General features: G+C 25.7%; 21 protein-coding genes. 2 read left to right on the forward strand and 19 right to left on the reverse strand.

Features of this window, described 5'->3' with window-relative positions; all coding sequences use genetic code 4:
* Positions 1 to 43: 43 nt before the first annotated feature.
* From AAHM84_RS03450 to AAHM84_RS03465, 4 genes are all read right to left on the reverse strand, one after another.
* A complete protein-coding gene (locus AAHM84_RS03450; protein WP_342258541.1) occupies positions 44 to 418 on the reverse strand; it encodes a Rid family detoxifying hydrolase in 375 nt (124 codons plus the stop codon).
* Entirely contained in the window at positions 405 to 1610 is a 1206-nt protein-coding gene (locus AAHM84_RS03455; protein ID WP_342258542.1) for a MalY/PatB family protein, read from the reverse strand. The genes AAHM84_RS03450 and AAHM84_RS03455 overlap by 14 nt, the downstream gene beginning before the upstream one ends.
* A 9-nt stretch (positions 1611 to 1619) precedes the next feature.
* Positions 1620 to 3248: a PTS transporter subunit EIIC gene (locus AAHM84_RS03460; RefSeq protein ID WP_342258543.1), complete on the reverse strand. Its 1629-nt coding sequence runs from the start codon at positions 3246 to 3248 to the stop codon at positions 1620 to 1622.
* 76 nt (positions 3249 to 3324) lie between these two features.
* Positions 3325 to 4143, reverse strand: coding sequence for a MurR/RpiR family transcriptional regulator (locus tag AAHM84_RS03465; protein ID WP_342258544.1), 819 nt, complete (start codon positions 4141 to 4143; stop codon positions 3325 to 3327).
* A 137-nt stretch (positions 4144 to 4280) separates the two neighbouring features.
* On the opposite strand from AAHM84_RS03465, the gene AAHM84_RS03470 reads away from it, so the two are divergent.
* Complete coding sequence (locus tag AAHM84_RS03470; RefSeq protein WP_342258545.1) at positions 4281 to 5009, forward strand: hypothetical protein; 729 nt, start codon at positions 4281 to 4283, stop codon at positions 5007 to 5009.
* Between the two features lie 9 nt (positions 5010 to 5018).
* Positions 5019 to 5657, forward strand: coding sequence for an ATP-binding cassette domain-containing protein (locus AAHM84_RS03475; protein ID WP_342258546.1), 639 nt, complete (start codon positions 5019 to 5021; stop codon positions 5655 to 5657).
* A gap of 33 nt (positions 5658 to 5690) precedes the next feature.
* On the opposite strand, the gene AAHM84_RS03480 is transcribed toward AAHM84_RS03475, so the two are convergent.
* From AAHM84_RS03480 to AAHM84_RS03550, 15 genes are all read right to left on the reverse strand, one after another.
* Positions 5691 to 6368, reverse strand: coding sequence for a hypothetical protein (locus tag AAHM84_RS03480; protein WP_342258547.1), 678 nt, complete (start codon positions 6366 to 6368; stop codon positions 5691 to 5693).
* A gap of 8 nt (positions 6369 to 6376) precedes the next feature.
* The gene (locus AAHM84_RS03485; protein WP_342258548.1) at positions 6377 to 6586 is read right to left on the reverse strand and encodes a hypothetical protein; all 210 of its coding nucleotides are present in this window, start codon (positions 6584 to 6586) and stop codon (positions 6377 to 6379) included.
* Between the two features lie 41 nt (positions 6587 to 6627).
* Positions 6628 to 8412, reverse strand: a complete 1785-nt coding sequence (locus tag AAHM84_RS03490) for a PTS transporter subunit EIIC (protein ID WP_342258549.1) — start codon at positions 8410 to 8412, stop codon at positions 6628 to 6630.
* Between the two features lie 100 nt (positions 8413 to 8512).
* Positions 8513 to 8776 carry a hypothetical protein gene (locus AAHM84_RS03495; RefSeq protein WP_339029617.1) on the reverse strand — a complete coding sequence of 88 codons (264 nt, stop codon included), beginning with the start codon at positions 8774 to 8776 and terminating at the stop codon, positions 8513 to 8515.
* Positions 8777 to 8779: 3 nt separating this feature from the next.
* Complete coding sequence (locus tag AAHM84_RS03500; RefSeq protein ID WP_342258550.1) at positions 8780 to 9883, reverse strand: MupG family TIM beta-alpha barrel fold protein; 1104 nt, start codon at positions 9881 to 9883, stop codon at positions 8780 to 8782.
* A gap of 56 nt (positions 9884 to 9939) precedes the next feature.
* A complete protein-coding gene (locus tag AAHM84_RS03505) occupies positions 9940 to 10239 on the reverse strand; it encodes a PTS sugar transporter subunit IIB (RefSeq protein ID WP_053945887.1) in 300 nt (99 codons plus the stop codon).
* 29 nt (positions 10240 to 10268) lie between these two features.
* Positions 10269 to 12467: a PTS transporter subunit EIIC gene (locus AAHM84_RS03510; RefSeq protein WP_342258551.1), complete on the reverse strand. Its 2199-nt coding sequence runs from the start codon at positions 12465 to 12467 to the stop codon at positions 10269 to 10271.
* 2 nt (positions 12468 to 12469) lie between these two features.
* Positions 12470 to 13675 (reverse strand): hypothetical protein, encoded by a 1206-nt coding sequence (locus AAHM84_RS03515; protein ID WP_342258552.1) that lies wholly within the window; start codon positions 13673 to 13675, stop codon positions 12470 to 12472.
* A 262-nt stretch (positions 13676 to 13937) separates the two neighbouring features.
* The gene (locus AAHM84_RS03520) at positions 13938 to 14897 is read right to left on the reverse strand and encodes an ROK family protein (protein WP_342258553.1); all 960 of its coding nucleotides are present in this window, start codon (positions 14895 to 14897) and stop codon (positions 13938 to 13940) included.
* Between the two features lie 19 nt (positions 14898 to 14916).
* On the reverse strand, positions 14917 to 15234 hold the full coding sequence (locus AAHM84_RS03525) for a PTS lactose/cellobiose transporter subunit IIA (RefSeq protein ID WP_339029631.1): 318 nt from the start codon (positions 15232 to 15234) through the stop codon (positions 14917 to 14919).
* 10 nt (positions 15235 to 15244) lie between these two features.
* Entirely contained in the window at positions 15245 to 17053 is a 1809-nt protein-coding gene (locus tag AAHM84_RS03530) for an ABC transporter ATP-binding protein (RefSeq protein ID WP_342258554.1), read from the reverse strand.
* A gap of 49 nt (positions 17054 to 17102) precedes the next feature.
* A complete protein-coding gene (locus tag AAHM84_RS03535) occupies positions 17103 to 18620 on the reverse strand; it encodes a hypothetical protein (protein ID WP_342258555.1) in 1518 nt (505 codons plus the stop codon).
* A 282-nt stretch (positions 18621 to 18902) separates the two neighbouring features.
* Positions 18903 to 19988, reverse strand: coding sequence for a formate/nitrite transporter family protein (locus tag AAHM84_RS03540; RefSeq protein ID WP_342258556.1), 1086 nt, complete (start codon positions 19986 to 19988; stop codon positions 18903 to 18905).
* 24 nt (positions 19989 to 20012) lie between these two features.
* Entirely contained in the window at positions 20013 to 21950 is a 1938-nt protein-coding gene (gene thrS / locus AAHM84_RS03545) for a threonine--tRNA ligase (RefSeq protein ID WP_342258557.1), read from the reverse strand.
* Between the two features lie 179 nt (positions 21951 to 22129).
* Positions 22130 to 23077, reverse strand: coding sequence for a bifunctional oligoribonuclease/PAP phosphatase NrnA (locus tag AAHM84_RS03550; protein ID WP_342258558.1), 948 nt, complete (start codon positions 23075 to 23077; stop codon positions 22130 to 22132).
* Positions 23078 to 23084 lie beyond the last annotated feature (7 nt).

Genomic DNA, 23084 nt, shown 5'->3' on the forward strand with positions numbered 1-23084 from the left:
TTCAAATTTTTTTTAAAATTTATAATATTCTAGCTGAAACCGTTTATTTTTTAGCAATGACTTCTATTTCAATTAGTCCATTTTTAGGCAGTTTTGAGACCTCAAAGGCACTTCTGGATGGTTTATGTTCTTCAAAATAGTCTGCATAAATATGATTAATTACATCAAAATTTGCCATATTTTCAATTAATACTGTAGTTTTAATTATATTTTTTTTAGTAAAATTAGCTTCTTTTAATATCTCATCAATATTTTGTAAAGCTCTTTTTGTTTGCAATTCAATATTTTCTTCTAAATTCATTGTCTCAGGATTTAATCCTAATTGTCCAGAAATATATAAAAAGTTTTCTTCAGTTAATATGGCTTGTGAATATGGTCCTATTGCCTTGGGTGCTTTTAAAGTGTTAATTATTTTCATTTTTTTCTCCTTTTGTAATTAATAATACTAATTTTATTTTCTTAATTACCTCTTTTAAATTTCTTTTATTTATACCTATATTTAATCTAATTCAGATATCTTTACAATCTGCAAAGTCATCTGAATAACTTAAAATTAAGTTATTATCTATAAATTGTTGTTTTAATTCTTTTAAATCCAAATTTAATTTCAGTTTTATTCAAACTAAATAGGAAGCTTCCATTTGCATAATTTCTAAATTCTTAAAACTAGATAATTCTTGAGTTAGAAAAATATAATTTGAGTATATATATCTTTTTAGCGTTTGTAATCAATTATAAGAATAGGAATTTGTATATGCACTTACCAAGGCTGGTTGAAAAAAGATATTTGAAGAAGTTAAGGAATCAGATTCGTATTGATTTGAGATTTGTTCCAAGATTTTTTTATTAGAACAAATCATATATGACCCCTTTAAACCTCCTAAATTAAAAGTTTTATTTGGTGAATTACATACTATAAAATTATTAAATTGAGACGAGTAATTTCATAAAGAATTATGTTTTTGATTTAAGACCAAATCCCCATGAACCTCATCAGAAAATATTAGAACATTATGTCTATTACATATCTCTATAATTTTAAGTATTTCTGTTTCTTCTCAAACCCTTCCTCCAGGATTATGAGGATTACATCATAAAAATAGTTTTATTTTATTTTTAACAATTTGACTTTCAAAATTTTCAAAATTAATATAATAATTATTATTTTTGTAAATTAGATTATTATATATTACACTTCTTTTTGTTTTAATAATTGATCTTTCAAATGGTTGATATATTGGTGATTGAATCAAAACTGATTCATTTTTCTTAGTAAAGCACTTTACTACTTCAAACATTGCATTTACTGTTCCATGAACTAATTTTATCAAATCAATTTCTAAAATTATATTATGCATTTTTTTATATCAAATTTTAATTGCTTCAAGAGACTCTCTTTTTGTGTAAGTATAACTATAAGTTTTTTTCTTAGCTCTAGAGATTATTGATTTGACAATGGGTTTTGGTGTTTGAAAGTCTAAGTCCGCAATTGAAAGATTATAAAATTTTTTTGAAAAATCAATTTTATAGTTTTCTTCTAAGTATTCAATAGATCATTTTCTTTCATTGTTTTTTGATCTATCAATTTTTCTATTAAAGTCTTTATTCATTATTTTCACCTAGTTTCTTATTAATTTTGCAATTTCATTTTTTAGTTTCTCAACTTTTGGACCAATAATTATTTGAATATTATAATCATCTATATATTTAATTGCTATTGCTCCTAAATCTTTTACTGCTTCTTGGGAAATATTCTTAGGATTATTTAAAGTAATTCGCAACCTTGTATAACAATTATTTAAAGTTTTTATATTTTCTTTTCCCCCTAATAATTCAATATATTTTACAACCACCTCATTTGAAGTATCTATTTTTTTATTTTTTTCATTACTTATTAAAGTAATTTTTTCTTCTTCACTTAATGCTTCTCTACCAATAATTTTTACATCTCTATATTTTATATAAAAATAAAAGGTTCAGAAATAGAGTGCTCCCCAAATTGGACCAACTAGTAGAATATAGTATCATTTAGTTACTAGCCCCTGCATTAATCCAAAAACAATAAAATCAATAATGTTGCCGTCCGTATTTCCAATTTTTACTTGTAATAACCCTACAATCATATATGCTAGTCCAATATAAAAACAATGAACCAAATATAACAATGGAGCAACAAATAGAAACAGAAATTCTAAGGGTTCGGTAATTCCCCCTACAACACTTGCAACAATTCCAGGTATTATTACAGACTTTACCATTTTTTTCTGTTCCTTTTCTGCAAGAATATATATGGCAATTGCTGCCATTGGTAAACCAAACATTACCGTAGGCATATATCCTTGAGATAGAAATCTAGTTGCCGATGCAGAAATTGGCAATCCTAATTCTAATTCCTTATAAAAAATATTTAAAGCTCCTGTAATTTTTTCCCCACTTGGAAGAACAATTGTTCCTCCAACAGCTGAAAATCTAACAATTGTATTTATAACATGATGCATACCTGTGGGTCTTACTAAACTTTCTGTAAATCTATATAAGAAAGGACCAAATCAGTCTACCTTTTGTACTCCTAAGCCAATTCAATATATTAATTGATTAAAACAAGGTCATATAAAAGTTGTAGGTATTGCTATTGCAGAAAATATTAACAATGAGATTATTGGAACAAATCTAGTCCCACCTCAAAATGATATTGCATTTGGTAAACTAATATATTGAAATTTTTCATGTAGCCAATATACTAATAGACCAACAAATATAGCTCCTAATACTCCAATATCCATAGTTTTAATGCCCAAAATTGATTGTGTTGATTTACCAATAAATGTTCCTTCTGAGGTTAAATTCTCAGGTAAAACATTTAAAGTAAAATTAATAACAAAAAGAATTGTAACATAACCAATAAAACCACTAAACGCAGCTGATCCTTGATTATCAGAAGCTAAACCTATTGGAATAGCCATAGCAAACATAAATGGCAAAAAAGTAAATCCCATTGCTCCAATTGTTTTTAATAAAACAAAAAAATCATATAGACCTCTAGTTTTTAATCAAGGAATTTGTACAATTGTTGCATTAGAAGTAAGTGAAGCACCAATTCCTAATAAAATTCCACAAAAAGCCAACATTGCAATTGGAAGCATAAATGTTCTTCCTAACTTTTGAAATTTATTTAATAAACTATTTCTTGATTTTTTAGTATTAATTTTCTCCATATTTTTTTGATTTTTAAACCCTAATCTTTTCATACTTATTATTCCTTTCACTTTAATATTACTTAAAGCAAAAAAATAATTAAGAGTTCTAGTTAATGCTGTACCTTAGTTAATTACCTTGTACCTTCTTAAGTAAGTGATTTGTTAAATCCATATAAATATAGTCCAAAATTTGGATTAAACATTGACCTCTTATTGAAAATGAGTCTCAAATTTTATCTTCAAGCTGTGGTATTTCAATTACATTATCACAATACTTTTTTATTTCTCCATTATCGCCAAGAATTCCAAAAATATATGTCTTGCCTTTTAACTTTGATGCAAATTCAATTAGATATTTACTATTTCCAGATAAACTCAAAATAAATACAACATCATTTTTATTAATCTGTTGGACGTAGGACTCTATAGAATTTAAATCTCTTTCTTGTATTATAGTCTTATTTAACCATCTAATTCTTTGAGCAAAATTCCTTGATATATTATAAGCTAAATTCATTCCAAACATATAAACTGAATTTGCTTTAGATATTTTATCTAAGAGTTCTTTTACTTTATCTTCATTTGAAAGATATCTTTTTAAAACAATATTAGAAGACATGTTTTTAATCTCTAAATAATTTAGATATTTATCATCATTATCTATTAATTGCTTTTTGAAATTAAATTGATCATTTAATTTCAAATTATTTTTTACTAAGTTTTTAATTTCAAACTTTAATTCACTAAAACCTGATAAACCAGTATTATTACAAAATCGAATAATGGATGGTTTAGAGATATTTGTCTCTAAAGCCATTTTTTCAAGACTATAGTCATTAATAATTTTGAGATTTTTTAGTATAAAATTTGCAATATATGAGTTTATATCTTCAATACTTTTATTGGCCATTGATTTTAAGATTGCTAAAAATTTTAATTCTTCCATACTAATATTCCTCTATGTATAAATCTATTTAAGAAATTTTATTTCCTAGTTAATCTTATCTTTAAAAGTAAAGTTTTAAACAATATTTCAAACTTTAAAATTTTATTAGGAATATAATTTTATTAGGATGTGATTTTATGTTGGATATAATTAAATTTAATTTTAAAAGAATGAAAAGTAAGTGATATTTAATACTTGGGTTTTTATTTATTTTTTATTTTTATTTTCTGATTCTTGATATAGCAACTCTTATTATTGCTGAAATAAGTTTTGAAGAGAAAATGGAATTTATAAATATTAGAGGTCAATTTATAAATATAAGTTTTATTCTATTTTTTATGTTTTTTAATTGATATCTTTATAAAGATTATCAAAGCGGAATCTGAAATCATTTAATAAGCTCAAAAATTAAATCTAAAAAAATAATTCTTGCTTATATATTAACTAGTTTTATTATTTCAATAACTAACTTAATAACTTATTTTCTCTGATCTATAATTTTTTATAGAAATTATTTAAATGACTATGGAATTATTAATTTTTTTATAAATAATTTTTTTAAACAATTTTCATTAATTATAACTATTTTTGTTATATTAATATTAATTTTTAAAATCTCTCCTGATAAAAAAGAATTATCATTAATTTTTTTAGCAGTGATGCTATTGTATTTCACATGAATAGATTATTTTTTGCCATTTCTTAGTTTTAGTCTAAATAATAAACTAATAAAAATAATAATTAACTTAATTCCACTTATTAACATATCAATGATTAATAGTTCAAATGAATATATTTGATTAGCCATATTAGTTAATTATTCATTATTAGTGTCTAGAGCACTAATATTTACTTTTAAAAAATAGGAGGTTTTTATGAAAATCAATATGAATAAAAAAATATCAGACTTTTTTCAAATTAATATTAATGATTTGGAAATAAAGGAAAATGAAATTATTGGAGTTATGGGTGCAAATGGTTCAGGTAAAACTACATTTCTAAGACTATTGTCAAATAGTTTTAAAAATAGTAAAAATGTTAAGGTTGATCAAAATTATAGTTATTGTATATTACAACAAGTAAGTGATTTTGGACTTGTTAAATTAGTAGATTTAGTTATTCTGTTTAATAAACTAAATAAGAAAAATATTGATATAAATAAATTTTTTGATAACTATGATTTACTTCCTTTTAAAGAATCCTATTTTGCTAAACTATCTCCAGGACAACAGCAGCGTTTTAAATTTATGCTTATTCAGTTATTTGAAACAGATATTTTAATTTTAGATGAGACATTTAATTTTCTTGATAGTGCTTGAAAAAATAAATTATTAAATGATATAAAAGAAATAAAAAATAATTACAAAAATATCTTTATTATTGATCATGACTTAGAAAAAATAAAACAAATTTGCAATAGAATCATTTGTTTTAAAAATGGTGAAATTGTAATTGATTCAAAAGATGTTAATTCAATTAATCAAATAGATATAGACAATATATTAGTTAAATAAAAAATTCAACTAAATTAGGTTAGTTGAATTTTTTTATCTAAATTTATCTATATCAGCTATATTAGGATTTTCTCTTTCAATATTCCTTATAAGCTTATTCTTTTTACAATAAATTTCAATCTCGTCTGAAATGACTTTAATTTTATTTTTTAAGACATCAGTTGCTTTTACATTATCATATTCATACCTTAAATTTCTAATAGCATTTTCCAATTTATATAACCCTAAAACTTTATTATGCTTCATTTTTTGCTCTTCTTTTGTAATATTTTTATCTGGAATTTCTGTTGAACCAGGAAAATAATCAATATCAATATGTTTACAACCTATATGATGATATCCTTTTGAAATAGCTTCACTCATTGTAATATATTTATTATCATATTGTTCTAAAGATAAAATAGTATTTTCAAAAGGAATACATAACTCACAACTATCTTCTTCTGGTTGAACATAAACAATTGTTCTTAATCTCAAAGCTTCTTTTTTACCAAATCAATTATAAATCCCAAGCATTGGTCTATTATTTCTATTCTCTTTTGCTTCTGTTATCTTCTTATCAACTTCAGAATCTATAAACTCTTTTGGATTATTTACTATGTCTTCCTTCTCTTTTACTTTTTTAGTTATTTTGTTTCAAGGAATAATAAAATAAATTAATATAAGAAATAAAACAATAATAAAAATAGCTCATCAAGGAAATTTATCCATAATTTCTATTAATTATTATGATCATTAAGATGTTCATAATAATCTCTTGCCTCCTTTAAATTTATTCTTTGTTCTTTTTTACAATTCACACAAATTCCATTATAAGAAGACTTTGTTTCAAAATTAATTGGATTTTTAAAAACAAATTTTTTAAAATCTCAACAACTTTTGCAAAAAGTAAATATTCAATCAGTATCTTGTTCAAAATTAAAAGCCATATTTTCCTCCAAAAAAAGAAATGTAACCATTTCTTTTTTTACTATTTTTTAACTTCTTTTGTTTCTTTAATTTCAACTATTTTTTTCAGTGCATTTGCTGCATGTTCAACATCTGGACCAATAACAATTTGTAAACTTTCATTTCCTAATCGTTTGATTCCATAACTTCCTGCAGATTTTATTAAGGCATCATCAATTTTACTATTATCTTTTAAAATTAATCTTAATCTAGTTGCACAATTATCAATACTTACAAAATTATCTTTTCCAATGGCTTCAACAATTTTTAAAGCCATATTTTCATATTTATCTCCCTTTTGTGAAGCCTCTTTTGAAGTCGAAGCTTTACTTGAAGTATTTAAATTACCTTTAGCAGATATTGCTTCAACATTTCTACCTGGTGTAGAAAGATTCATTCATTTAATTACAAAGTAGAATACAAAGTAGTAAGTAGCTCCAGCAGCAGCTGTAAGTACTAAGATTCACAATGGGTTAGATACTATAGTACCTTGATTATTTGACAATGCTCATGACTGTGGTAATGAAGCTGCATAATCAATAAATCCGGCACTAAATCCAAATCCAATTTGTATTTTCATAGCTGTAGTTATTGCCATAAATATTCCTGTAAGTCCTGCATGAATTCCAAGTAAAACAGGTGCAATAAATACAAATGAGAATTCTAATGGTTCTGTAATTCCTGATAAGAATGAAACCCCAGCAACTCCTCCAAGGAATCCAGCAATTTCTTTTCTATTATTTTTATCAGCTGTCATTATCATGGCAACAGCTGCCATTGGAAGACCACCCATCATTATTGGGAAAAACCCTGCTTGAAATAATCCTGAGTTACTAATACCTTTTGCAAATGCATTAATATCTCCCATTTCAGTTACTCATTCATTTCCAACTGATGGAATTGAACCAAAACCTGGTTGAACTATATTTCCACTAACTGGCATTTGGAATCAAAAGAATGTATTCATAATTTGATGTAAACCAAATGGTAACAATAGTCTATTTAAAACTGAGTAAGCTGTTGTTCCTGGTATTGCCACAGCTGGGTTTTCTGGATTAGCAACTGCTGTACCAAAACTAATTAAACCTAATTGTATTCAAGGTCAAATAATTGCAAAAGCCAAAGCTGTCGGAATTGTAACTACAAGTGCTATCATTGGTACAAATCTACGACCCCCAAAGAATGATAAAGCAGTTGGAAGTTTTATATCTTTAAATCTATTATATAGAAACGCTGATAAACAACCAGATACTATTCCACCAAGCACTCCAGTACTTAAAACATAAACTCCACCAACTACATTTCCCTCTTTAATTTGCTGCACATAAAGTAATTTTGAAAAACTATCTCCATCTTTAGTAGTAAATGTCATTAATTTTCCATAAAGCATTTCAGGAAGAGTTCCCTCTCCAGTTAATGCTGCAATAGATAAATAAAATATTACAGCTACAAGAGCAACCTCACCCCGATGATCTTTGGCTAATCCAAAAGCACATCCAATAGCAAATAATAATGCAAGATTATCAAATGGAATTGAACCTGGCTTTTGAATAATCAATGAAATTCAATAACCTATTTGATTAGTTATTTCACCATCAATATTAGTACTGTAAGTAATACCTAAAGCACCAAAACGATTTAAAATAGCTGCAAATGGTAAAACTGCAATTGGGAATTGTAGTACTTTTCCCAATTCTTGAAGCATAGTTAAAAATTTACTTCAGCTATTACTTGAATCGTTTGAATCTTTAACTTTTTTAGTCTTTAACTTTTTTTCATTAGTCAGATGTAAACCTTTATTATTCATTTTTTTATTTCCTTTTCTACTTATAAGTCCATAGTACAAAAAAAAAAAAAAAATGCAACAATTTTCTATAAAAAGTTACATTTTTAGAAAAATTTTTGAGCTAAATTAATTCACCTAAACAAATAGCTAAGAAAATTAATGCCATCAAATAACCTACAACTGCTAAGGTAAAAATTCCATAATATTGTCAAAATCTAAATATTTTGAACTTAGTTGTAATAACTTTAAAGGAATCTTTTTCATCTTTTTTATTTCCTTTAAATCTAATAAAAAAGATAGTTGAAAAAATTCCAAGTAATAATCCTAAAATACCAAAACTAAACAATGTTCAAAATGTTCCTGTACTTAATGAGCCTAATAACATTTTTTAATCCTCAATTCTAAATCTAAAATGACTTCATGGACCAATAAAGTCAAGTAGTCTATACTCACTTTTTTTTATTGTACCAATTCAATTATACTTTTTATGTTTATCTTCAAACTTATCTTTTAAAATTATATGACACTCTCCCTTATATTTAATGTCATTATTATTTACTATTACTACCTCACCTTTATTATAAATTTTTTTAGCATTTTGTGAAGGAATTGAATCATTTTTAAATTCAACTCTTGAGAAAGTTGATCTTATAAAATATTCTGTAATATCTCCCCTTCTAAAATGATTAAATTCTAATATATTTTGCTCTATTTTACTAATTTTATAAATAGGTTTTAAATTCAAAGTTATTTCATATTTATCAATATTTCCAAGTTCTTCCAACTCAGATTTTGTTGCATATGCATTACCAATTATAACTGTATCAATTTCGTTTGTATAAAATAAAATCTTTGCTTGTTCAGAAATACTTAGATTTCTTTGTTCTTCTAAAGTAGGTAATTCTTTTCAACCTACAGCAGAGGTCATATTTCCATGATGGCTTCCTACAAAAGCTGCAGTAGACAAATTATATTTTAGATATCTTTTATTTGCTTCACTAAAATAGTCAAAAGGTAAACCAGTATATTCTAAGGGATAAAAGTTGTGACACCCACTTAATCTATCTTTTACTGGTTTAAAATCTATTACATTATCAATTAAACTATCATTATTTGACATATTTAACTGTATATCAATTGCCGACTTGTTATGAGTAATATTTGCAATTTCAAATGGTAAGCTTGGTGAATCTAATCTTAAGCAATCAATTCCATATTCTTTACATTTTGATATATCATTAACATTAATTCCAATTAGCTCCATTGACTGATATTCAACATCTAATATAGTATAAAATCCAATTTCCTTTGCATATTTTAAAGATTTTAAAACCATTTCAGCCTTTTCCTTATCATTTTGTGATCCTACAAAATGCAAAATACTTGTAAAGACTACTTCATAGTTTAATTTCTTTGCTAAATCTAAATACTGTTTATCCTTTTCAAAAGTTGATTGTTCTGGATAAATTGATATTCCTAATTTTCTTTTCATAAATTACCTCACTAGTATAATTTTATCAATAAAAAAATCACTTTTTGAAGTGATTTTTATTTACAGTTTTTTAAAGCAAATTTTAAAACTTTCTCTCCATTTGCTTTACCATAATCTTCTTTTTCTATAACAAAAACAGGCATATTAAGATATGATTTCATTTCTTCAAGTTCATAACCTACTTGAGGACCTAATAAAACTATATCTCAGTTTTTTCCATTAAGTTTAGCTTCATTTATTGAAACAGCCTTGATTTCAACATTTATATCTTCTTCAAATGCATAATTTTGCATATTTTTAACTAAAATTGATGTACTCATTCCTGCATTACAAGCTAATAGTATTTTTTTATTCATATTTGATTTCCTCCCAAGATAATTTAACTTTATGAATTTAAATTATTTATTCCATTATTATTTTCTAACATATTTAATTCATGTGATTTCGGTTTTTTTGTAAACTTGCTTAATAGTTCGCGTTGTTCTATTTTATTTGCCATTAAAATAAAAGGCACATAACATCCCATTAATATAACTAGATTTATTCCAGCAACAAAGCCACCCATAATACTTTTTGTTGTTAAGATTCCACCAAGTATTGGTGGTGTTGTTCATGGAACCATAACGCTTGAATGTGGCATAATTCCTGCTACCGTTGCAAAATAAGCAAATGAACCTGCTAATAGTGGTCCAACAATAAATGGTACAAATAATATTGGATTTAAGACTAAAGGCAACCCAAATAACAATGGCTCATTAATACAAAATAAAGCCGGAATTAAAGTTACTTTTGCCATACTTCTATAATCGCCCCGTTTCGAAAACATTAATATGACAAGAATTAAACCAATAGTTCCCCCAGTACCTCCCATAAATATGAAGTTATTCATAAATGGATTTGTAAAAACATATTCCGGATTTAATCCCTCAGCTAACGATTGTTGATTTTGAGTAAGTCCATCTAGTTGAATTGGTTCTAATATTGGTGAGAGTACTCCACTGGCGTGAATTCCCATAAATCATAATATTTGTCATAAAAGAACTATTGCTATCATTCCACCAAATCCAGAAACTGCGTTAACCATAGGTTTTTGAATTGCTACAGTTATTAAACCATTTAAATCAATGAATGTAACTTTTTCAGTTCCAATAGAAATCTCTCCTACACTTTGACCAATTCAAGTAATTGAAAATGCAATAATTCCAAAAAACACTGCTGAAATAGTATAAGGAATTAAAATATTAAATGATTTAGAAACTCCATCAGGAACTGATTCAGGCATTCTAATTTTAAATTTTTCATTTTGTGAAAGTCTACCAAATAAAACAGTAGAAGTAATACTTATAATCATGGCAGTAAACATTCCTGAAGTTCCAAAAACTCCTATATTTGTTCAAAATGACGGGCTCATAATAAGAAATGCTACAAATGCGACAACAGCTGCAGATCATTGATTAACCTTATAATAAGGTGCTAAATGGTATGCAATTGCACCTGCTAGTAAAAATCCAAAGAATGCATAAGTTCCATTCCAAATATATGAACCTATTGTTTTAAATTTATCTAAAATAGCTAATTCATCAGCAGTTAAATAAAAGAAGTTAAAAAATCCCCCATTGGCTGCTCCTAAAATTATATTATTAATTAAAATAAAAACAGCTCCAACTATTACTAATGGCATTAATGAAAAAAATCCATTTTTTAATGCAACCATAAATTTTCAATTCGAAAGCTTTCCAGAAGCATTAGTTACTTTATCTACAGTTATTTTTATAGTTAAAGGATCTGCTTTACCAGCATTGTATCTAATTAAAAGTTTTTGATGTTTTATTCTCAATTTTTCTTCTTTTATTTTATTTTCATAAAAAATTTTATTTTCATTAATTTTTAATGAAAGATCATAAATTGTTTCATCTAATTCATTTTGAAAAGGTTTAATTCTTCTGGCTTTTCTTTGTTTTTTTAAGATATCATCAATATCAGCAAGACTTTGATTATCTTTTTTTCATTTTTCCATTAGATTTTTAGATTCGATTTTATAGTTTTTTCTATAATTAAATATTTTAGTTGTAACATCTAATTTAATTTCTTTTAGTTGTTCCTTTAATTTTAAGTGCTCCTCTTTAATTAAACTCTTTTTATCATTTCACTCTTTTTTAATTTTTGTTTTAAGTTCCTTATTTTTGGAATTCATAGAGGTTTTTTGAGACTTTATAAAAGAAATTTTACTTTTAGTTTGCTCAATATCCAATTTATTTTTTTCAAGCCTATTTATTTTTTTCTCTTCATATTCTGAATCTAAATTTTGAATATTCTTGTCATAATCCTCATAGAGTTTATTTATATCAGTTTTTTGATATTTCGCAATTGAAAGTGACAAATCAAAACTTGCTTTTAAATCCTTTTGTTTTTCTTTTTTAATTTTATTAAAAGTTGAGGATACCAACTTTAACTTTCTTTTCTTTTGATGAAGTTCATTAGATAATTCAAATAATTCTTTTCTATTTTTTTTTAACTTTATTTTGTTTTCTTTAATGATTTTTGTTGCTTCAAAAATTTCAGAATAGTTTTCATACTTTTGCATAATTAAAAGTTACCCCCATCATCTGTTTCTTGAAAACCATATTTAAAAAATTTTTGAACTTCTTCACTATTTAAACTTCCCTCTAGACCATTAAAATGAACTCTAGGAGCAATTATTATTTTTTCTTCAAAACCAAAATCCTTTTCAACTATTGCTTCATTAATCTTTCAATCCTCTTTTTTTATACCCAAAGACATTACTTCAATTAAATTATCGTCAATTCTCAATGCCTCTTCATCGTTTAATTGTTCTGGAGGTTTTCCTTTATAATCTTCACATACTCTTCAACTATTTAAATAAGCTATTTGTTCTTCTGGTTCCATTTCTGTATAATTTAACTCACTATTACTTTTTGAAGTGTGTTCGCAACTTCAATTATAAGTTAAGATCCCATTAGTATCTTTATTTTTTGAATCATATCAATAACCAGTATAATCTTTTAATGAATCCTCTCCTTTTTGACCAACATTAAGATAATTAATAATACTCTTATCAAATTTGAGTTTTGTTAAAGAGTTTCCACTACTAATTACTTTTTGCATTACTATAAATTTTAGCATTGGTACAAAAAAACCATTTTCAACGTATTTATTCATTTCATCAATACTATCAATATAAGCCTTATTTTGAGATGTTTGTTGATAATTATTAGAGCTGTCTTGTGTTATTACTTTATAATAGGTTTGTGTAAATTTTAAGTTATTTTTTAGAACTGCAAATCTAGCTGCATTTGATTGAAATTCAGGTTTTATTATCTCATCTCCAAAAAAATCTAAAAAATTCTTTTCTGATTCATAATTCATTATTTTAGAAGAATTACCATAAATTTCTTTATCTTGAAGTACATAGTAATAATAATCATTATTGTTATCACTTTCTTCATCGATTACTACCATTGAATCAAAATAGCTTTTTGCTGTTGAAAATAGTTGTAATGACTCATTAGTTATTTCCTTTAACAGAGCATTGTTTCTTTTAATTTCACTATTAATATCCAATGAGAATAAGTTTCTACGTACTTTATTTGATAAATCGATTTTACTTGTAATATTAAAATATTCATTCTCAGCAATAGATTGTGCATCCTTTTTTAGAATTGCTTTAAATTCCAATGCTCAAGTTGCATTACATGAAACAACTTGAGTAGTTAGTAAAACTGAAGAAGTACTTAAACCTAAAGCACCAATTACAGATATTAGTTTTTTCATATAATCAACTCTTTCTATATATATTTTATAATATTTAAGGCATTAAATACAAATAAATAAACTCAAGATTTAATTTTTGTAAATAATAAAACTTTTTCTTATTTTATACTTCTAATAAAAAAATTAACTAAAAGATACAATGATTAATAATATAAGTATAAAAAATAAGTACTTTAAATTTAAGTCATTATTTAATTATTAAATAAAATAAAAAGACAAAGCCTATTAAATATAAGTCTTGTCTTTTACTAATAAAATAAATTTATTTTATTGTCATTAAATTATCCATACCATATTTATAAACTCCTCAAGCTCCAACCATATTTCCTAATTGCGCTGTTCTAATAGTTATTCTTGAGTAAAAATCTGGTAAAACATATTTTTTTAATTTTTGTTTAATAATTTTAATTAATGGTTCACCTAAATTGGAAGGACCCCCACCAATAACAATCATTGATAAATCAAAAAAATGAATTAATACTGAGATACATTTAGCTAATGGTTCTAAACTATCTTCGAATACTTTTATAACTTCAGGGTCTTTAATTTTAACTAAATCTGCTACATCAATAATATGAATATCTCCATTTAACTGATTAAATATTTTACCTAATGGACCCTTAGATTTTTCACCAACCTGTTTTAATTTTTTTTCAATACCTGTTGCTGAAGATACTGGTTCTATGCAGCCAATTAAACCACAATTACATTGACACTCTGATTGAAAACCACCACCATGCCCTGGTTCACTTGGCAGTCCAGTGTTATCTCCAAAAACTAACTTTCTATCAAAAATTGCTCCACCACCAACGCCAGTTCCCAATGTAAATAATGCCATTGAGTCTGGTTTTCCTTTTAAAGAAATTGCTCATTCTCCGTAAGCTGCAGATTTTGCGTCATTTAAGACAAATACATTTTTATTATTAAATAATTTTATTAAGTTTTTTTTAGCTGGATAGTTTTTTCAACCTAAATTAGTTGAATAAATTACTGTTCCAGTTTTATTATCAACAATTCCACAAACTGCTATTCCAATGAAATCAAGTTCACTCATATTAATTTCATTTTCTTTTGCTATCTTAAAAGCTTCTTTTGCAATATTTTCAAGTATTTTATCTTTATTTATGGTATTAAAAATAAAAGTATGTCTAATTTTCATATTATCAAAAAAAGCACATTTAGCAGTTGTGGCTCCTAAATCTATTGTAAATGCTTTTGGCATATTATGCCCTCCCAAAATTTTATTTATTTATAATTTTATACATTTCAATCATTTCTTTGCCAAGATCGATAATTGCTTGAGTAGTTATCATTTGATCTTCAGCATGAATAAATATTAATTTTAAATCAAGTTTTTCTCCATTTGCTTCTCTTGAGACAATATCAAAATGAAGATTATGTGCTTTTGTCATTTCCAACTCAGCTTCTTGTATTAATTTATTTGCAATATTAAATTCTTTTACCTTTGCTGAACGAATTGCCTTTATTGCATTCGATTTTGAAGTTCCAATACAAGAAATCATTTCCATTGATATATTTTCTCAATTAATTTCACTCATTTTTGCTCTCCTATTTCATAAGACCTAATGTATATAATTTTTTAAAACGACCTTCTTTTTGTTTAAGTTCGTCAAATGTTCCTCTTTGTGAAACCCCATTTTTATCAAGTACTATAATCTCATTAACATTTTTTATTGTACTTAATCTATGTGCAATAACAACTGTTGTTCTACCAACCATTAATTTATCTAACTCTAATTGAATCTCTTTTTCTACAACATTATCCAATGCACTAGTTGCTTCATCAAGAATAAGTAATTGAGGGTCCTTTAAAAAGATCCTTGCAATTACTAAACGTTGTTTTTGCCCTCCACTCAGCATAAAACCTCGTTCTCCTAAAATTGTATCATAACCCATTGGGAGTTTTTTTATGTAATTATGGATTTTTGCCCTTTTAGCTGCTTCAATTGCTTGCTCATCCGTTTTATCAAAAAAGGGATATTTAAGATTTTCCATAACAGTTCCATAAAGAATTTGTGGTTCTTGCTCAACATAACCCACTTTATTTAAATAACTACTTGGTTCTAACAACATAATATTCTTACCATTAATTAAGATTTGTCCTGTTGTTACATCATAAAATCTCAACAATAATTTAGCAATTGTTGATTTTCCAACACCAGTTTCTCCAACAAAAGCATAGCTTTTATTTTTTTCAAAAGTTAGATTTATTTCAGCTAATATTTTCTTTTTTGGAGATTCGGGATAATTAAATGTAACTTTCTCAAAAGTTATTTTTTCAATATCTCCTATTTTCTCAGGCTGATCTGCAAAGGTTAATAATGAGTTTGTATCATAAATATAGTTTAATCTCATTATACAATTAGATAATTTTGTAAGTCCTCTCATTCACATTGGTAATGTTAATAATGAATAAAGAATGTTATTTGTAGCTGACGTAAATGCTACAAGTAAGTGAGATAGTTCTGATGGATCCATAGAATTCTTATAAAGACCAATAGCTGAAATAATTGTAATAATTGGTAATGACCATGCAAAAGTATAAGAAAAAAATGATAATAAAGATTGAAGTCAAATTACTTTACTTAATTTTTTATCATATTTATCATGTAACTTCATATTTCGCTTAGTTTCTCTATCTTCTGATGCATTTGCTTTTATCGCTCTAATATTAATTAATCGATCTGTAATATCTGCATCAATTGATTGTTTAACATCAACTGACTCAATAATGGCTCTTCGATAATAAATAAATAAAACTCAAATTATTATTACTAAAACTATAAATATCATTAAAACAATTAAAGCAAGATTAACATCTAAAATAAACATAAATATCATCATTGTTATAAAACTAACAGTTGTGAACAATAAATTTAATAAAAAATCATTAAATGAATCTCCTGCTCCCTGGCTGTCATTAATTACTCTCGACATTATTAGTCCTAATTGGTTTCTTGAATAGTAACTAATATCAACTTCAACAAGTTTTTTTAAGGCTTTAACTCTTAAATAAATTTCAACTTTTTTTGAAAAATAAGCTGAGTAAATATTTGTCAAATAGTCAAAAATTATAATTAGTACTAATAGTGCTAATCCAACATACGCTCAGCTAACCCAAGTCATTGAAAATCATAAAAAACTATTAGCTTGTTGTCCATTATTAATAATATTTTTTGTCATTTGACTAACTACAATAGTCATTGAAGAGTAGAAAATTGCATCAATAATTGTAAAAATAATATAGCCTACAAAAGTAGTAGGATTTTGTTTAATGCACTCTCCAATCATTTTAAAAGAGTCTATAAATTTCTTTTTAGAGAATGCTTTATCACTTATAAATTTCTTTTTTTTCATAAATACCTCAAAAATAAAAAACCCTTTCTAGGTTTTTTTATGGTTCATCTTAAAAAATATGAGAGCCTGTATAATTCAGTCCAGTTCCGATTAATAGTAATGCAATATTAATTCCTAATAATGATAAATGGAACTTTCACGTACCTTTCATTATTGTACCATAACTTGTTCTACCAATTTGTGCTGCTCCAACAACAATTCCTGATGCTGGAGATACCATATTTGCCATTCCATTTGCAAATGCAAAAGCTGTAATACTTCCAGAAACCATTGTTATTGAAGAAGAACCAACAGTAACTGAATTTGCTAGTGGTCCTCACACTGGAAAAATGGCAGTTGAAAATCCTGAGGTTGAAGGTAAAGCAAATGATAATGGAATAAACAATAGGAAAGTAATTATTATAAATGCAAAAGGATTCATTGCATTGCTATTTGACCCATTTATTGAACTTAACATTAATGACTTAATTCCAGTTTCACTTAATAAATAAGTAATAGCTCCAGCTATTGAAATAATAAATGCTACTCCTATCATATCTTTAGAACCAGTTAATAAATCCTCTACAAAAGTTTCTTCACCTTCTCAATTTAAAATAGAAACTATTAACGAACCTATAAGGAAAAAACCAGCTACAACGTACATATCTCCATGTCCAAATCCAGGAACTAACGATGTAAAAAATGGCATATATTTTTGTACTCAAATACCTGCACCCTCAAAAATATTTTTACCAATTAATGTATCTCAAGGAAATAAATAAGCAATCATTAAAAGGAACATAAGTAAGAATATTATACATACTGTTATTCTTTTCTTTGTCAATGGCACTTCATTAACTTGTTCTTTTAAAAAGTATTTTTTATCCTGTTCTAATGTAGAAAAAGTATATGATAAATGTGGATTTTTTTTAACTTTTCTTGCATAAAACATAATATATGCTGATGTAAAACCTGTAACTAAGAACCAAGCAATTATTCTGAATGCTAGTCCATCAGTTGGATTAGAAATTCCCTCTTGACTTGAGTTAGCTGCTGCTGAAGCTGTAAAAATTAAGAAAGGATCAAATGTTGCTAGCATTGGACCAATACCACCACCAAGAAGGACAGTAATTGTGGCTGTAAATACATCAAAACCTGCAACAAGCATAAGTGGAATAACTATCATATGAAACCCTAAAGCTTCTTCAGCCATACCATATGCTGACCCACAAAAACTTAAAAATACTACAATAATAGGAATGGCTCATATTGTTTTATCTTTAAATTTTCATGCAATTTTTTGAGTTAAAGCATCTAATGACTTAGACTTCATAACAATATAAATAAAAGCACCAATTGCCATAACAAAAACAATAATTTCAACCTTATCATTAAATCCCTGAAAAATAGAGACAAATAAATCAATAATACCAATAGCTTTAATTTTTTCATCTTCAGCTTTTACGCCTGCATAGTGTAAAATTCACGATACTACCATTATGATTACTAATACAAAGAAAAGTATTGTAAAAGAGGTAGGAATTTTGAACTTCCTTTTTTTATTAATTTTTAATTCATTATTATTCATTTTAATTTCTCTCATTCTAATTAATATAATCTATTGCTATTTATTATGTGCTAATGGTTATTATTTATTATTTTATTTGTCTATTAAAAAATTTTAAAGATAAGTATTAATTGAAAATTAATCAAAAAACATAGTTTAAAACTACTTGCGTTTGCCCTTACTGTTCTGCTTGATTATTGATCTCATATAATACTCCTGTGCTTTTATCTATTAAATTATAATATAAAAAAATGTCAATTCTGACACTTTTAAAATATATTTTTTGATTTTAAAATTATTTATTTACTTATTTTCCTTTGAGTCATTTTCAGCTTTTTGTTCTTTAATTTTTTTATCAATTCTTTTAATTTGTTTATCAGCTTTATCTTTAAAACTAATAGTTTTTCCTTCTAAATATTCCAATTTAATTTTTTTGAATAAAATTGAAACATATTCCTTATTAATATAATATAAAATACCTGGTAATAATAAAGCTCCCGATAATCAGTTACCTATTAATGTTGGAATAGTACTTAATGCAATAAATAAAAGAACCTGAGAAAATTGAGGTGTTAATCCACTTTCTAAAGTTAATTGTGGATTAAATATTGTTTCAAATAGTAACATTCATAAAAAGAATGAGTTTGCTGGTCCATGTTGGAATCCACCTATTGCAAAGAAAGCAATTGGAAAAATTAATAATAATACTATAGTTGCTGAGTTTTTTGTTGAACTTGTTAATGGCAATGTTGAACATACCATCATATTACATAAAATTCCAGAACAGATTCCAATACCTATTGTTGCAAAGATACTAACTGCTTTAATTGAAGTACCACTTGATAAATCATCTGCAACTAAATATAATTTATGAATAACCATATCAAAAGTTTTAAGTAAAAACGCTTCATTATTCTTAAGTAAACCACCTGCACCTGCAAAAAGAGCTACAAATATAAAAGTTCCTAAGAAGTTTCCTAAAAGAACACCAAAGATTCCCTTTAAATAAGACCTTTTACTTGCACATCCTTTAAAAACGGGAATACTACTAAAAACATGACTTGTAAATAAAGCTCCACCAAGAAATGTAATTAAAATTATACATCCTGGAAAAAGAAAACCCAATAAAAGAGTTCCTACTTTTTCAAAACCAGTTCCTTGTAAAGAAACCATTGCAATAACACATGCCACATAACCAAAACCAATAATTACACCACTCATAATTCCTAAAAGAATTTGCTTAACAAAAGTATAATGCAATTTATGAATTGCTGCCTTGAATCCACCAAGTGTACCATCAATCATAAATGAATGTTGTGCATCTAATATACCATAGTCTTGTTCTTTTAGAAGTTTTATTTCTTCTTCAATATTTCTATTTTTATTCATAAAGTTTTTCTCCTAATTATTATACTATTCTTTATCTCTAATTTTAGTTTCAACCATCTTAATAAATTCTTTTAATGAGACTGTAGTTTGTTGTTCACTACCATATCTTCTAAAAGTTACTGTATCATTTTCTGATTCCTTTTCTCCAAGAACTAATTGATAAGGAATCTTTCTTACTTGTGAGTCACGAATTTTATAACTTAATCTCTCATCTCTTAAATCAATTTTTGATCTAATTAATTTTGCTTTAAGTTGATCTCTTACTTTTTCAGCATATTCCTTATTTACTAAATTAACTGGAATAATTTCAACTTGTAATGGTGAACATCAAAGTGGTAGAACACCTTTTGTTTGCTCTAAAAGTACGGATATAAATCTTTCATAAGTTCCTACAAGTCCTCTATGAATCATAATCGGTTTTTCAAGTTCTCCATCACTGTTGATATAACTTATATCAAATCTTTGTGGTAATAAAAAGTCTAATTGTATCGTTGAAACTGTTATTTCATGACCTAAAGCAGTTTTTGCTTGAATATCCAATTTTGGACCATAAAATGCTGCTTCACCAATCATTTTTTTATAATCAATTTTTAATTCATTTAAAACATTTTCTAATTCAGCTTCAGCATGATTTCACATTTTTTCATCATTAAAGTATTTTTCTTTATCTTTTGGATCTCTTAGAGATAAAGAAAGATAGTCAACTTTAATATCAAAAGTTAATAGTACTTCTGTAATTAAATTAAAACATCTAATAAATTCATCTTTTACTTGTTCAGGTGTAACAAAGATATGTGAATCTGTTAATTCCATAGCTCTAACTCTTTCAAGTCCTGTTAAACTACCTGATGATTCATATCTATGTTGTAAAGCATGTTCTGCAAATCTTAATGGTAAATCTCTATAACTTCTTTGTTTATATTTATATACTGCAATATGATGCGGGCAACTCATTGGTTTTAAAACCATTTCTTCTTTTGGAAGCATCATTGAAGCAAACATATCATCACGATAATGATCTCAGTGTCCAGAAGTTTTATAAAGCTCACTAGTACCAATAACAGGAGTTTCAATTTGAATAAAATCGTATTCGAATTCCTTTTGCATTAAATACTTTTTAATCTCTTGTTTTAAAATGGTTCCATTTGGCAATCAAATTGGTAAACCTTGCCCAATTAAAGGATCTAAATGATAAATTTCTAAAATTTTGGCAATATGTTTATGATCATTTTCCTTAATTTCTTCAATTTTTCTTTGTTTTTCTTCAAAAGCCTTCTCAGTAATTGCAGTTAAACCATGAATTTTATATACAAACTTATCTTCTCTTATTTGAAAAGCAGTAACCTCATTTAATTGAATTTTAAATAAGTCACTTGTTTTATTAAGAGTTGCAAATCTTGAATAAAATAAAACATCTTTTATAGCAGAAATTGGAAATTTAATATATCTTTTTTTATTTAAGTCAACCATACCCATTGTATATTTTTCTTTAACATTCATTTTATTCATCATATCAATATAATCTTTTTCAGTAAAAGTATTTCCTTTGAACTCAATATCAAGAGCTAATGAAATATATTTATTTGATAGTTCTTCAACTTTTTTAATATTTTCCAAAGTTAATTTTTGATCACAATCAAAATAACTAAAAAATTCTAATTTATTATATCCTTCTTCTTCAGGGTAAAGACTACCCTCAGGAAAAACTTCTTTAAGTGCTAATCCAACAATCACCTTAGCAGTATAATTTATAACAGATTCATATAATTCATGTCTTTCTGTTATTAATTGTAATTTACAGTCTCTATCAATAAGTGCTGTATTTGGTACAACCTCTTTATCATTAATAACTGCACCTACACATTTTTTTCCAAGTGATATTGAAATTTCTTGAGCAACTTCAAGAACAGATTTTGGTTCATCATAATTTATAATATTGCCATCTAGTAGTGTTATTTTCATCTTTTTCCACCTCTATTTTTATAAAAAATACATAAACTAACTTTCTTAATTATACATAATTTTATTAAGCACTAACAACAAAATTAACTTTATATTATATTTTATTGAAACTTTTCAAGAAAAAAAACCAAATATTAGAATAAAAAATATACTCATCAATAAGAGTATATTTTAAAGAACTATATTTTAAAGGCTTTAAAATTTTTATCAAAATAATTTATAACTTCTATACATTCATCAATATTTTCTAATTTGGCTCCTGATGCACTAATATGACCACCACCACCAAATTTAATTGCAATATCTCTGACATTACATTTATCTGATCTAAACTCAACTCTAATAAAGTTGTTCTCTTCTGTAAAAAATACTCAAGCATTAGCATCTTTAATTTCACCTAACATATTAACTCAAAGCGATACTTTATTAAAATTATTCAATTTAAAATCTTTCATTATTTCTTTACTTAAAATAATATAGGCTATTTTTTGTTTTGAAATTTTATAATTGCTTAGAATATAGCCTTTCAATTTAACTTCTTGTTCTGTTAAACCATAAATATTTTTATAAGCATCGCTTATATTAAAACCTTTTTTTAGAAGAACACTTGCCATTTCAAAAGTTCTAGAAGTTACATTTCTATACATAAATCTATCTGTATCTGTTACAAGGCCATGAAATAAATAATAAGCTGTTTGTTCTGAAAAAGCTAATTTTGATTTATTATAAAGCTCTGTTAATAATTCACAAGTTGCTGGATAAGAATCATCAACAATTTCCATTGTTCCATATTGATCAACACTCACATGATGATCAATTTTAAAAATATCTGAAGCGGATTTTAATCAATTTAAATCCTCAATATCGATTCTCTGTTTTGTTGCAGTGTCTGTAATAATTACTAATGAGTCTTGAAAATCATTTTGCTTTAATACTTGTGTTTTACCAATACATTTATATTCATTTGGTAAAATTCCACCTAGTTTGATATCCTTATTTTTAAAGTTATCATTAATAAATTGATATAAAGACATTTGTGAACCTATAGCATCAAAATCTGGATAAATATGTCTTAAGAGTATTATTTTTTTATTCTCATTTATTAGTTTAATAAGTTTTTTAAACATTTTATTT

Source organism: Spiroplasma endosymbiont of Dioctria linearis (assembly GCF_964030865.1).
Lineage (GTDB): Bacteria > Bacillota_I > Bacilli_A > Mycoplasmatales > Mycoplasmataceae > Spiroplasma_A.